Source organism: Actinoplanes sp. NBC_00393, from assembly GCF_036053395.1.
In the GTDB taxonomy this organism is placed as follows: domain Bacteria; phylum Actinomycetota; class Actinomycetes; order Mycobacteriales; family Micromonosporaceae; genus Actinoplanes.
On the sequence record NZ_CP107942.1, the window covers coordinates 3,038,703 to 3,051,016 of the forward strand.

The 12,314-nt window shown below is 71.8% G+C and carries 15 protein-coding genes; 5 read left to right on the plus strand and 10 right to left on the minus strand.

Annotated elements, in window-relative coordinates; genetic code table 11:
• Nucleotides 1–5: 5 nt before the first annotated feature.
• Together OHA21_RS14225 and OHA21_RS14230 are read left to right on the plus strand one after the other, a co-directional pair.
• On the plus strand, nt 6–1,559 hold the full coding sequence (locus OHA21_RS14225; RefSeq protein WP_328474085.1) for an IucA/IucC family protein: 1,554 nt from the start codon (nt 6–8) through the stop codon (nt 1,557–1,559).
• Nucleotides 1,552–2,688: an alanine racemase gene (locus OHA21_RS14230; RefSeq protein ID WP_328474086.1), complete on the plus strand. Its 1,137-nt coding sequence runs from the start codon at nt 1,552–1,554 to the stop codon at nt 2,686–2,688. Before OHA21_RS14225 ends, OHA21_RS14230 begins: the two co-directional genes overlap by 8 nt.
• 7 nt (nt 2,689–2,695) lie before the next feature.
• Here the strand turns inward: OHA21_RS14230 and OHA21_RS14235 are convergent, their stop codons facing one another.
• Both OHA21_RS14235 and OHA21_RS14240 read right to left on the minus strand, forming a co-directional pair.
• On the minus strand, nt 2,696–3,103 hold the full coding sequence (locus tag OHA21_RS14235; RefSeq protein WP_328474088.1) for a hypothetical protein: 408 nt from the start codon (nt 3,101–3,103) through the stop codon (nt 2,696–2,698).
• Nucleotides 3,104–3,516: 413 nt separating this feature from the next.
• Nucleotides 3,517–4,563, minus strand: a complete 1,047-nt coding sequence (locus tag OHA21_RS14240) for a hypothetical protein (protein WP_328474090.1) — start codon at nt 4,561–4,563, stop codon at nt 3,517–3,519.
• A 359-nt stretch (nt 4,564–4,922) separates the two neighbouring features.
• On the opposite strand from OHA21_RS14240, the gene OHA21_RS14245 reads away from it, so the two are divergent.
• Both OHA21_RS14245 and OHA21_RS14250 read left to right on the plus strand, forming a co-directional pair.
• On the plus strand, nt 4,923–5,543 hold the full coding sequence (locus OHA21_RS14245; protein WP_328474092.1) for a LysE family translocator: 621 nt from the start codon (nt 4,923–4,925) through the stop codon (nt 5,541–5,543).
• Nucleotides 5,540–6,169, plus strand: coding sequence for a DUF6518 family protein (locus OHA21_RS14250; RefSeq protein ID WP_328474094.1), 630 nt, complete (start codon nt 5,540–5,542; stop codon nt 6,167–6,169). The genes OHA21_RS14245 and OHA21_RS14250 overlap by 4 nt, the downstream gene beginning before the upstream one ends.
• On the opposite strand, the gene OHA21_RS14255 is transcribed toward OHA21_RS14250, so the two are convergent.
• The 8 genes from OHA21_RS14255 to OHA21_RS14290 all read right to left on the minus strand — a co-directional run bounded on the left by OHA21_RS14255 (nt 6,090) and on the right by OHA21_RS14290 (nt 11,964).
• The gene (locus tag OHA21_RS14255; protein ID WP_328474096.1) at nt 6,090–6,731 is read right to left on the minus strand and encodes a hypothetical protein; all 642 of its coding nucleotides are present in this window, start codon (nt 6,729–6,731) and stop codon (nt 6,090–6,092) included. The genes OHA21_RS14250 and OHA21_RS14255 overlap by 80 nt on opposite strands.
• A gap of 14 nt (nt 6,732–6,745) precedes the next feature.
• A complete protein-coding gene (locus tag OHA21_RS14260) occupies nt 6,746–7,207 on the minus strand; it encodes a GNAT family N-acetyltransferase (RefSeq protein WP_328474098.1) in 462 nt (153 codons plus the stop codon).
• A gap of 3 nt (nt 7,208–7,210) precedes the next feature.
• Nucleotides 7,211–8,206: a hypothetical protein gene (locus tag OHA21_RS14265; protein WP_328474100.1), complete on the minus strand. Its 996-nt coding sequence runs from the start codon at nt 8,204–8,206 to the stop codon at nt 7,211–7,213.
• Between the two features lie 26 nt (nt 8,207–8,232).
• Nucleotides 8,233–8,883, minus strand: coding sequence for a DUF2306 domain-containing protein (locus tag OHA21_RS14270; RefSeq protein WP_328474102.1), 651 nt, complete (start codon nt 8,881–8,883; stop codon nt 8,233–8,235).
• 117 nt (nt 8,884–9,000) lie between these two features.
• Nucleotides 9,001–9,627 (minus strand): class I SAM-dependent methyltransferase, encoded by a 627-nt coding sequence (locus tag OHA21_RS14275; RefSeq protein ID WP_328474104.1) that lies wholly within the window; start codon nt 9,625–9,627, stop codon nt 9,001–9,003.
• On the minus strand, nt 9,624–10,112 hold the full coding sequence (gene def / locus OHA21_RS14280) for a peptide deformylase (protein ID WP_328474106.1): 489 nt from the start codon (nt 10,110–10,112) through the stop codon (nt 9,624–9,626). The genes OHA21_RS14275 and def overlap by 4 nt, the downstream gene beginning before the upstream one ends.
• Nucleotides 10,113–10,143: 31 nt before the next feature.
• Nucleotides 10,144–10,635 (minus strand): sigma-70 family RNA polymerase sigma factor, encoded by a 492-nt coding sequence (locus tag OHA21_RS14285; protein WP_328474108.1) that lies wholly within the window; start codon nt 10,633–10,635, stop codon nt 10,144–10,146.
• Between the two features lie 123 nt (nt 10,636–10,758).
• A complete protein-coding gene (locus OHA21_RS14290) occupies nt 10,759–11,964 on the minus strand; it encodes a chorismate-binding protein (protein ID WP_442875097.1) in 1,206 nt (401 codons plus the stop codon).
• A 121-nt stretch (nt 11,965–12,085) separates the two neighbouring features.
• On the opposite strand from OHA21_RS14290, the gene OHA21_RS14295 reads away from it, so the two are divergent.
• Entirely contained in the window at nt 12,086–12,286 is a 201-nt protein-coding gene (locus tag OHA21_RS14295) for a DUF5999 family protein (protein WP_328474110.1), read from the plus strand.
• The last annotated feature ends 28 nt before the right edge of the window (nt 12,287–12,314 follow it).

The window sequence follows — 12,314 nt, forward strand, 5'->3', positions numbered from 1 at the left end:
CCCACATGATCATCCGCAGTGTCAGCACCGGGCGGCTCGCCGCGGCCGCCGCCCACGTCGAAGCCGCTCTCGCCGTCCACGCCCCCGACCTGGTCCACGGCTTCGTCGCCAACCTGCCGCACGCTGCCGACACCGTCGGCCGGCGGCTACGTGCCGCCCTGGTCCGTGAGGAGCTCACCCCGGCGTTCGCCCGGGGCCGGGTGCACGCGTTCAACCGGGTGGAATATCCGACGGCCGGGGTCAACGACCCGGTGGACCTGCTCGCCGGCATCGACAACGGCACCTTCGCCGGGGAGATCCGCAACGCCGTGCTGAACCTGGCGATCGCCATGGCCCGCTTCAAACCCGGCAAAACGTCCCAGAACGCGGATGAGAATGCGATCCGGCTGGAACGGCTCGCCGTCGCCGGGCACAACCTGCACCCCTGCGGCCGCACCCGCCTCGGCTGGGACACCTTCGACGTGCTCGCCCACGACCTGGAAGCCGGCCACACCCGCCTCGGCTTCCTCGCCGTCCGCGACGACCACCACCTCGGCGACGACCTCGGCTTCCCGGGCGCCCCGGCCGGCTACCGCGCCCAGCCCGTCCACCCCTGGCAACGCGACCTCGTCACCAGCCGCTACCCCGAACTGTTCGCCGACGGCACCCTGCAACACCTCGACGGCCACCTCGACGCCATCCCCACCGCCGCCATCCGCACCCTCTACCTGCCCGCCACCGGCACCTACCTCAAGGTGTCCCTCGACATCCAGGTCACCTCCACCCGCCGCAGCATCAGCGTCGCCAGCACCCGCAACGGACCCGCCCTGTCCGCCCTGCTGCACCGCCTCGCCGAAGACGAACCCCGCCTGCTGCTGATGGCCGAAACCGGCGGCGCCGCCGTACCCGCCGCCGGCACCGGCCGCGACCTGTCCGCCATCACCCGCACCGGCCTCACCGGACTGCTCGAAGACGGCGAACACGCCGTACCCGGCAGCGCCCTACCCGCCCACGACCCGGCCACCGGCACCACCGTCCTCGCCGGGCTCGTCGACACCTCCGGCCTCGGCGCCGCCGGCTGGCTCACCGCGTACACCCGCCTGCTGCTGCCACCCCTGCTGCGCCTGGCCACCCGCGGCGTCGCCCTCGAAGCCCACCTGCAGAACTGCCTGCCCACCTTCCGCGACGGCCGGCCCCACCGCCTCGCCCTGCGCGACTTCGCCGGCCTGCGCCTGCACCCCGGCCGCCTCGCCGCCGCCGGGCACACCCTCGACCTGTGGCCCGGCAGCGTCGTCGGCACCGACGACCTCGACCTGATGCGCGCCAAACTCGGCTACACCGCCCTGCAGGCCCACCTCGGCGAACTCGTCATCCGCCTGGCGGAAACCCACGGCCTGCCCGAGGACCACGCCTGGCGCATCGTGCGCGACATCGTCGACGAAACCTACGACGAGACCTTCTCCACCGAAGACCACGCCTACTTCACCGCACCGACCATCGGCCACAAAGCCCTCGTCCGGATGCGCCTCGCCGGCCAGGGCGACATCTACATCCCGGTCAAGAACCCACTCCATGGCTGAACTCCCCAACCACGTCACCGCTGCGCTGCGGCGCCTGCCGGCACCGGCCTGCGCCTACCTCTACGACACCCAGGCCCTGCGCGACCGTGCAGCCACGCTGCGGGCCGCGCTTCCTGACAACACCCGATTCCTGTACGCGGTGAAAGCCAACGGTCACCCCGACGTCGTCCGCACCCTCGCCCAGGTATGCGACGGACTCGAAGTCGCCTCCCTCGGCGAACTCCGGCTCGCCACCGACGCCGGCGCCCGCCGCATCGCCTTCGCCGGCCCCGGCAAAACCGACGCCGAACTCGCCGCCGCCGTCACCGCCGGCGCCCTGCTCAACGTCGAAAGCACCCACGAACTGCACCGCCTCGCCGGCCTCGGCCTGCAAACCGACATCTGCATCCGGGTCAACCGCACCGGCACCGGCCTGACCGGCAGCCACACCATGACCGGCATCGCCACCCCGTTCGGCGTCGACGAAACCCAGCTACCCGCCCTGCTCGCCGACATCCCACCCGGCCTGAACGTCATCGGCTTCCACCTGCACGCCGTCTCCAACAACCTCGACGGCGCCGCCCACGCCGCCTTCCTCACCGACGCCATCACCTGGTCCATCGGCACCGCCCAGAAACACGGCATCGGCCTGCGCGTGATCAACGCCGGCGGCGGCTTCGGCATCGACTACGAATCCGGCGACTCCATCGACCTCACCCCGCTGGCCGCCGTCACCGTCCCCGACGGCCTCGAACTTTTGCTCGAACCCGGCCGCTACCTGGCCGCCGACGCCGGCTGGTACGCCGCCGAAGTCCTCGACCTGAAAACCACCCACGGCCGCGTCTTCGCCGTCCTGCGCGGCGGCACCCACCACTTCCGGCTCCCCGCCGCCTGGGGCTACAGCCACCCCTTCACCGTCCTGCCCGTCGACACCTGGGACCGCCCGTACCCCCGCCCCGCAGTAACCGACGCCGAAGTAGACGCCGTCGGCGAACTCTGCACCCCCCGCGACGTCCTCACCCGCGGCCACCCGGTAACCCACCTACGCGTCGGCGACCTGCTGGTCTTCGCCCGCGCCGGCGCCTACGGCTGGGACATCTCCCACCACGACTTCCTGCGCCACGACCCACCCGACTTCCTCATCCTGTAGCCGCAGGTCAGTCACCGCAGAACCACAGACACAGGTGCTGGCCGTCCTGCACCATCGCCGCGAGCCGGCGGACCTCGGCGCGGGCGGCCTCCGGGATCACGCCGGCCGGGAGCCGCTCCAGCTCCGCGAGCAGCACCGGGTAGAAGCGGCGAACCCCGCGTTCTTCACCACCTCGGCCACGGACTTCGCCCCGCATCCCCAGGACGCCGACCTCGCCCTGGCCCGCCTCTTCGCCGGCACCGCAGCCCTCGCCATCGAACGCCACCACAGCGAACAGGCCCGTCTCGCCGCCGAAGCCCGCGCCAGATCCGCCCACGACGAGCTGGCGAAGGCGATGCGCGCCGAACGCGAACTCTGAGCCGACGCCGAAAAACGCGCCGCAGCCGAACTCACCGCCCGCATGCGGCCGCCGCACCCCACCTCGAACACTGCCAACTCGGCGTCACCCACCGCTCCTCCACCAGGCGCAAACGGGGGTCAGCCAGCCGCTTCGCCCCGTCGATGCAGCTCTGGGCGTCAGCCGAAACCCCTCGGCTGACCTGTAGCGCTGCTTCAGCGAGCGGGAAACGACGCTCGGCGTCAGCCGGGAATGCACAGCCGACCGCTTTCCAAGGCGACCCTGTCGGCTGGCAGCGGTACCCCGTGTGCACGGCTCGAGTCGCAGTGCTGCCGACCGGTCGACCACCGAGCCGCAGCACGCCAGAAGACCCCCGCCAAGCACGGCGCAGAAGATCCGCGACCCGCGGGGAATGCCGGACAAATCGAATTCGTGGGTGTCGGCGAAGCCGTCCTTTGGGTTTTGACTGGGTGCGGCTTGCCGCACTACCTCTAAGGCATCCTAGGATGAATAGTGGGCCAGACTTCTTCAGCCGCGGCCAGCGACGCAGCATTCAACGAGACCGGCCCCTGCACGCACGTGAACTGAGCAACCACCAGGGACCGGGTCTCATCCAGCGCCAGCACGAACCCGAACGTCACCAGCGAACTCGGCTCCACCGCCACCTCCCGGCCCCGGTGATGCCGCACCTGCACGGCATCGTCGAAGGCCGGGCTCTCCCCTGGCTGAGGCAGCATCGCGAGGACGTACTGCGGGGTCCCGCCGGAGAACCGGAACGTCCGCATCCGCGACCCCGGCGACCGCACCGCCTCGGCCACCCAGCGCCCCAGCTCGGCACGCGCCTCCACCGGGAACTCGTCCACCAACGACAACAGCCGGTGCCGGACCGTCTCACCGAGGGACTCCGGCAGCGGCGCGGTCGCCACGTACTCCAGGAGCTGCCCGATCACCGCATGACCGGGCAGGTCGTCACGCAGCAGCGGCTTCGGGGGCAGCGGGACGTCCGGGGCCGCCGGCTGCCGGGGATGCCGTGACGAGGCGAGCATCAGCCACGCGTGGTGGGCGGAGACGTCGGTCGCCGGCCCGGGCTCCCGGCACCAGTCCAGGTAGCGCACCACTGCCGAGGCCGAGCGCAGCTCGTGCAGCAGGAACTCCCAGTCGCTGCGCAGCAGGTAGAGCAGCGGCAGGTTCCCGGTCGCGGGCGCCTGGTCGAAGCCGGCCGGCAGGTCGTCGGCGATCAGCAGGCCGGACCACACCAGGGCGCCCGGATCGATCTCCAAGGCCCGGCCGCGCTCGTTGACGAACCGGTGCGACGACAGCAGCAGCGCCTCGAAACGGCGCTCGAGTTCGCGGACCGACCCGCCGGCCGCGATCATCACTCCCCGGCCGCCGACGATGAGCAGCCGGCCGCGGAACAGGAAGTCCGGCAGCGACCAGTGCCCGAGCGCCCACTGCGCCATCGCCTCCGCCGGGTCCGCACCGGCCGGCGCCTCCCGCGCCCGCTGCACCGGCAGGAGCGGCTCACGATCGTCGGTCAAGGCTCCCGCTCCAGGTGGCTCATCCGGCCCGGCAGGGGGCCGGGCCAGCCATTCTGATCCCCAACCCCGGCCGTGCGCGAGCCCGGCAGCCGGGATCCTCACGGTTGCGACCCGCACCTCCCGTTTCGCGTACGCGCAACCAGCGGCCGCCGGCCGGAAAAAGCGGACACGGCGGAAACAGCAACCGCCCTGCCGGACAGGTACCCGGCGTGAGGACTCTTCCCGGCGGCCGCGCTGAGGCCGCGACCAGGCAGCTGCTCGCGGTCCGCAAAACCCGCGAGCACGTAGGCGTACCACCGTCGTTTGATCTTCGGGGTGTGCCTCGCCGCACCTCCCCTACGGCATCCTAGGATGAAGGCATGGATTGGGCTTCCTACGCAGCGTTCCTCGGGCTGGCGATTGTCGTCGTGCTCATTCCCGGACCGGACTTCGCGGTCGTCACCGGCAACACGATCTCCGGCGGCCGGGCCCGCGGCATGTGGTGCGCCGCCGGCGTCGCCACCTCGAACGCGGTGCAGGGCACCGCGGCGGTCGTCGGCCTGGGTGCACTGATCGTGAGCGCACAGCCGGTGTTCCAGGCGATCAAGTGGGCCGGCGCCGCCTACCTGATCTATCTCGGGGTGCGGGCGCTGCGGTCGGCGTGGCGCGGACAGTATCCGATGGCGGCCGCCGAGGGCGGCCGGGGCGCGGCGGTCCGCGGCTGGCGGCAGGGCTTCCTGTCCAACATCACCAACCCGAAGGTGCTGGTCTTCTATCTGGCGGTGCTCCCCCAGTTCCTCACGCCGGGCGCCAAGGCGCCGGAGATGATGGGGTACGCGCTGAGCCACGCCCTGCTCTCCCTGAGCTACCTGCTCGTGCTCTCCGCGTTCCTGCACCGGGCCCGGCGGGTGCTGACCCGGCGGCGGGTGCGCCGCACGCTGGACGGGCTGACCGGTACGGCGATGGTCGCGTTCGGCGCCCGGATCGCGGTGGAGCGGTGAGGCGCTGGTGGCTGGCCGCGCCGGCCGTCGGTGCGGCGCTGGCCACCGCTGCCGCCCTGGTCAACCACGTGCCGATAGCGCTGGGCGAGGGCGGTGAGGCCCGGTCCGAGCGTGGTCTCTGGTCGCAGATCGCCGAGTTCGCCAGCCTGATCCTCGACTCCGGCTGGGCGTGGGCGGCGGCCGCGGTGGCGGCGGGCTGGCTGGTCAGCGACCGCGCCCGGCCGTGGCTGGTGGCGGCCGTGTCCGGTGTCGTCACGCTGCTCACCGCGACGCTGGTGTACAGCGGCTGGGAGGACCTGCTGTCCGGCGGCGGCTATCTGCAGACGTTCTGGCTGGTCGGCGGCCTCGTGCTGGGCCCGGTGCTGGGTCTGGTGGGCGCCGCGATCCGCCGGCCGGGACCGGTTGGCACCGTGGCCGCCCTGGTCGTGCCGGCCGGCGCGGCGCTCAACATGGTGGTGCTCCCGCCGCCCGCGGAGAGCCTGGTCGCACAGCCGGTGATGTGGCTGGTCTGGGCGGGCGCCGCGGTGGCCGCCGTGCTGGTGCTGGTCAGGCGGCCGGTTCTCGCCGGTTCAGGCGGGCGCACGCGTAGCCCAGCAGCGCCGCCCCGCCCAGAGACGCCAGCATGATCAGCGCGTAGAGCAGGTCCGGGCCCTCGGCGACCGACACCGCGAGCGAGGACGAGTAGGCCTCCGAGGAGACGGTGATCGTCTCCTCGGGGGCCGGAAGCGGTGGCGGCTCCGCGACGATTCCGGCGACGGAGTCCACCGCCAGCCAGGTTCGGGTCCCGAGCAGCACACCGCCGATCACGAGCGGCGCCACCACCGCCTGCGGCATCCCGGCGGCGGCCGAGCGTGCCAGAGCCGCTGCGAACAGCACACACGCGACGACCAGCAGGGCCGCGACGGTCGACTCCCGGATGGTCTGTTGCCGCCGCAGGCCGGTGTCCGTGATCAGCGCCAGCAGGTCGGTCTCGGCGGTCAGGTCCCGCCAGCCGGAGACCTCGACGACGATCGCGGCGGCCACCACGACCAGCGCGGCCCGCGCGGTCACCGAACCGACCGGCAGCAGCGCGACCACGCCCAGCGCCAGAACGGCGGCGATCAATGTCGGCCACCGCCAGCCGAACGCGGCGCCCCCGGCCACTGCGGCCGACAGCAACCCGAACGGCAGGATCCAGCGGTTCGTCACGGCGGGCGACGCTATCAGGTCAAGTGCAAGATCATGTGTACGCTGTTCGGGTCCGGCCGGTAGCCGGCGAACGGCTCGCAGTAGGTGAAGCCGAACTTCTCGTACAGGGCGCGGGCCGGTGCGAAGAACGCCGCCGAACCGGTCTCCAGGTAGAGCCGGGTGTAGCCGCGGTCCCGGCCTGCGGCGACCAGGTGGGCGAGCACCGCGGAGGCGACGCCGCGGCGCTGGGCGGCCGCGGCGGTACGCATCGACTTGACCTCGGCGGTGGCGGCGTCCAGTTCCTTCAGGGCGCCGCAGCCGACGAGCTCGTCCCCGTCGTAGACCGACCAGAACGTCACGTCGGGCTGCCGCAGCCCGTCCAGGTCGAGGGCGTGCTTGCTCTCCGGCGGCGTGATCGCACGCATCTCGTCCACGTGCTCCTGCAGCAGGGCGGCGATCCGCGGCCCACTCAGGTCGTCGATCACGATCGTGCGCATCGCTCAGCTTCCCGGAACGCCGATGTCGTCGGGGCCGAGCAGGCCCGACGTCTCCGGGGCCATCAGATACGGCATTCCCTCCGCCACGTCGATCTTGGTGGCGCCGTCCGGCGCGGTGATCGGCGCCCCGGTGGTCAGTTCGATGCGCGCCGCGACCCGTCCGGCAGCGCCGTCGATGAACTGCAGCAGGTTGATCTCAGCAGCGGTCAGCTTGCCATCGTCGACCCACAGGTCGAGCACGATCGGCCGGTCCTTCGGCGCCGCGCCGAGATCGTTGCCGAGGGTCTCCTCCACCGCGGTGACGAAGCGCTTCGCCTCGGTATACGCCTTCGTCGTCGACGAGGTGACGATCAGGTGCGAGCTGTCGGCCCCGTCGCGGACCACCTCGGCGCCGTCCAGCAGGTTGGTGGCGCTGGTCGCCAGCTCAGCCAGGGCCTTCTCCTGCTGATGCGGCCCGGTCTCCAGGCCGAGCGTCCCGGCGACGGCGTCCGCGGCGTCGACCGACACCCACTTGCCGTCGAAGAACGCGTCCAGACCGGGCACCGCCCCGGCCGCGAGCTGCTCGACCTCCCGCTTGCCGGCCCCGAACTTGGCGGCCAGCTCGGTCACCGGCGCTTTCGCGTACACGACGCCGTCGACGAAGCGGATCTCCGTGCCGGTCAGCCCGTCGACGGACGCGGACAGGCTCGAGCGGTCGTCCGCCGTACCCTCGCCGGCCTTGTCATAGGCAACCGTGACCGACGAGTTGAACAGCTGCCGCAGCATCGCCAGATCGTCCGCGGAGGGCTGCTGGAAGTCCGGCTCCAGCTTGGCCGCGGCGACCAGATCGTCCGGGCTGCCGGTGACCTTGAGGGTGAAGCCGGCCTGCTGGGCCTCGGCGAGCTGCAGTGCCGCATCGCGCAGTTCCAGCTTCGGCTCCAGGGCCCCGACCTGCTGCGCGGCGCAGCCACCGGCAAGGGCCAGGGCGGCGACGCCGGCCAGGTAACGCTTCGCGCGCATGAATCTCCGTCCAGGTTGTGGGCGGATCACACAGTAGATCCCTTGATCAAGACGGCGCGAGCGGGTTTGCGGCGGATGAGCACCTCCGCGACGGCCAGGTTGATCATCCAGCCGAGGCTCTGCCCGAGCGGGATCAGGCCGGCCACGGTCTCCTCGATCCGGTCCGCGTCGATCCCTCGGACCAGCACGAGCGCGAGCAGCATCACCGGCACCACGATCCGGGCCGTGACGGCCAGGAACGTCAGCGCGTAGTTGCGCATCATCCACTCGCGGTGGGCGGCGAAGTCCCGCCGCCGGACAGCCCGGTACGCCAGCCCCGCACTGACCAGCCACAACACCGCCGCCACGGTGAGCCCGACCTGGGTCAGCGGCCGCCCCGACCACAACGCCACCGGGATCGCCGTGACCGCCGACGGCACCACCCCGCCGAGCAGGTAGACCCGGCCGATCACACGGTGCAGCCGCCGGCGAGCCCGCACCCGCGCCAGGAACTGGAGCGGCCCGAGCACCAGCGCGACCGCCGCGGTGAAGATGTGCCCCACCAGCACGCCGTAGTGCAGCCCGCCGCCCACCTCGAGCCGGCTGTCCGCGACATCAAGGCTCAGATACGGCGCAACCAGGACAAGGCTCACCACAACAGCGACGGCAAGCATCAGCGGAACAGCACGCTTGGGCATGCGCCCAGCGTGCGCAATCCCCCGGGCCCGGCCATCCCCCACCAGGCGGCCGTGCAACTACGCAAATCTGCGTACGCCTAAAGCTCAACCCTCGCCGACAGCGCCCCGATGGCCCCATCAGCGGGTGAAGACGGCCCGCCAGCGGCCCGGGAACGTGGTGTCCGGGGCCTCGACGTGCTCGACCGCGAGCGGCCGCAGCCCGTCCGACGCGAAGGCGTCCATCTCGGCGCGGGTCAGCGGCCATGGTGGCCCGTCACCCGGCCGGGCCACCGCGGCGGCGGCCAGCACGAGCAGGGTGCCGCCCGGGGCGACGAACGTGCCGACCGTGGGGATCGCCCGGGCGCGCAGAGCCGTCGGCAGGGCCTGCACGTTGTTGCTCTCCAGCACCAGGTCGAAGGCCTGCCGCCACGCCGCCGGCGGGTCCAGCAGGTCGGCGACCACATAGTCGACCGGCGAGCCGGGGTGGCGGCTGCGGGCCAGTTCGATCGCGGTCGGCGCGATGTCGAATGCGGTAGTCGCATAGCCGGCTGCCGCCAGATGTTCGGCGTCGCGGCCGTTGCCGCAGCCGACGACCAGCGCGCGCCGGCCCTCGCCCGGTGGCAGCGGGAACTCGCGCAGGTGGGCGGTGGCCTCGGGGATGTCCCATGGCACTTCGGCGCGGCCGGCGCCGGCTTCGGCGTACAGGGTCTCGAACCAGCCGGTCGGCGTGCCTTCGGCGGCGATCTGCCGGTAGTCCGCGGTCACCGCGGCATCACCCGGCGCAGCTCGCGCAGCGCCTGCCGGCGTACGTCTCCGGTGAGCGTGTCGATGTAGAGCCGCCCGTCGAGGTGGTCGGTCTCGTGCTGCAGGGCCCGCGCCAGGAAGCCGGTGCCGTGGATGACGAGGGGCTCGCCGTGCTGGTCGAAGCCGGTGGCGGTGACCTTCGCGGCCCGGGTGGTGGCGTAGGCGAGGCCGGGCACCGACAGGCAGCCCTCGTCGTCGACCTGCTCGCCCTCGAAGCCGGACAGCACCGGGTTGACCATGTGCCCGACCTGGCCGGCCACGTTGTACGAGAACACTCGCAGGCTGACCCCGATCTGCGGTCCGGCCACCCCGGCGCGGCCGGGTTCGCGCACGGTGTCCTCGAGATCGCGGACCAGCGACCGCAGTGCCGCGTCGAAGTCGGTGACCGGGTCGGCGGGGGTGCGCAGCACCGGATCGCCGTAGATTCTGATGGGCCGCACTGTCATGCCGAGCAGGCTATCCGGTCATTACGCAGGATCAGGAGAACAGGGCCGCACGGTCGGCGCGCAGCATCTGCCGCAGCTTGATCAGCGAGCGCCGGGTCTGGCTCTTCACCACGGTCACCGGCACGTCCAGCTCCTCGGCGACCTGCTCCACGCTGTGGTCGGCGAAGTAGCGCAGCAGCACGATCGCCCGGTCCCGGGCCGGCAGCCGGTTCAGCGCGTCGATCATGGCGAGCCGCAGTTCCGGGCTCACCGTGTACGCGGGTTCGCGCAGCATCCCGGTCAGCGCTTCACCGCTGCTGCGGCGGCGCTGGTGGTCCAGGAAGACACGAAGCAGGATCTTGTGGGCGTACGCCGACGGGTCTGCGGCCCGGTGCCAGCTCAGATAGAGCTTGGTCAGCGTGGCCTGGGTGAGGTCCTGGGCCAGATGCCAGTCGTGGCACAGCTGGAACGCGCTGCTGTGCAGCCGCGCCGTGGACGAATGCGCGAAGCGCGTGAAGTCCCGTCTTTCCAGTAGTTCAAGCACAGCGATGTCGCCTTTTTCTGCCGGCCACCGTGGGCGTGCGTCAACGTACGCGCTCCCACGCCGCCCTCGGGGACGGTCGGGCAAGACAGTGGCACGCATTCGGTAGAGACAGCTCGGAGCGCGCTATGCGCTGCCTGTGGCCAGTGCGGCGCGGATCGGGCCGACTTTGGCGGCGGCCTCGTCGACCTCGGCGACCGGGTCGCTGTCGGCGGTGATCCCACCGCCAGCCCAGGTGTGCACGCGGTGCCCGTCGACGGCGACGGTGCGGATGCTCAGCCCGAGATCCAGGTGCCCGGGGCCGAGCCAGCCGAGCGCGCCCATGCTGACACCGCGGCCGACCGGTTCGAGGGCGGCGATGCGTTCCAGGGCGGCCAGCTTGGGCGCGCCGGTCACGCTGCCGCCCGGGCAGACCGCCCGGAGCAGCTCGGCGAGGCCGACCTCGGCATCGAGGGTCGCCGACACCACGGACTCGGCCTGCCAGAGACCACACCAGCGGCGTACGGCGAACAGCTCATCAACCGTGACCGGTCCGGTTCCCGGCAGCCGGGCCAGGTCGTTGCGTTCCAGGTCGACGATCATGACGTGTTCGGCGCGTTCCTTGGCCGAGGCGAGCAGTTCGCGCCGGCCCTGCTCGGTGGCCGGCCGGGTGCCCTTGATCGGCCGGGTGATGACCCGCCCGTCGCGGACCTCGACCAGGGTCTCCGGGGAGGCGGTCGCCAGCGCCCAGCCGTCGCCGGCCAGCACACCGCCGTAGCGGGCGCCGGGCAGCCCGGCGACGCGGCGCAGCGCCGGACCGGGGTCGCCGGTGTACGCGGCCGACCCGTGCCCGACGACGTTGACCTGGTAGACGTCGCCGCGGCCGATGGCGGCCCGGACCTGCTGCACGGCGTCCGCGTGCTCGGCGCGGGTCCAGCTCTCCTGCCACGGTCCGAGGGTCCAGCCGCCGCCGGCCGGGCGGGGTCCGGGCCGGCGGGTGTGGCCGTAGACGACGGCGTAGACGTCCGGGATCACCGGCACCGGGGTGGGTGCGCCGACGGTCCCACCAGCCATTACAGATCCGGCATCCGCGGACACGTACAGTGCTGCTCCGCAAATAGTGCTATCGCCGAACGTCCTCTTTTTGTCATCCGTTCGGCCGAGATTTCGCACCGGTAGTCCGTTGGCGGAGAGGAAGTCGGACAGAAGCTCACCAGGGTCACCGGGATCACCCTGGTGCCATCGGAAGACATCTAACGCGTGGTGACGGGCTTGGCAGGCCGCCGGCGCACCCGGCGGGACACCGAGAGGAGGTCGCGGAGAGTGGTCGTTGATCTCCGTCCCGTGGACCATGGCAGAGGCGGTTCGCCGCGGGGATCCCGTCACCGTGATGAACCGTTGTCGTTCGATCTGAGGTAACGTCCGTCACCGTTCTTGTGAACCTTCACACAGCCCCCAAACGGAGAAACACAAGATGTGTCAGCACCTGATTCCATGCCCACCAGCCGAGGCCATCGACCGTGAGGCCGCCCGGATCATCGCGACCTTCCGGGAGCAGGGCTGGAGCCTTCTCTGCAACGGCGTCATCGTCTTCGAGGACACCGGCGAACTGCTGCCGGACGGCACGATGATCGAGCCGCACCGCGGCCCGGCCGTGCACTGCCTCGCTGCCTGACACACTACGCAGCGTAACGAAACGGCGG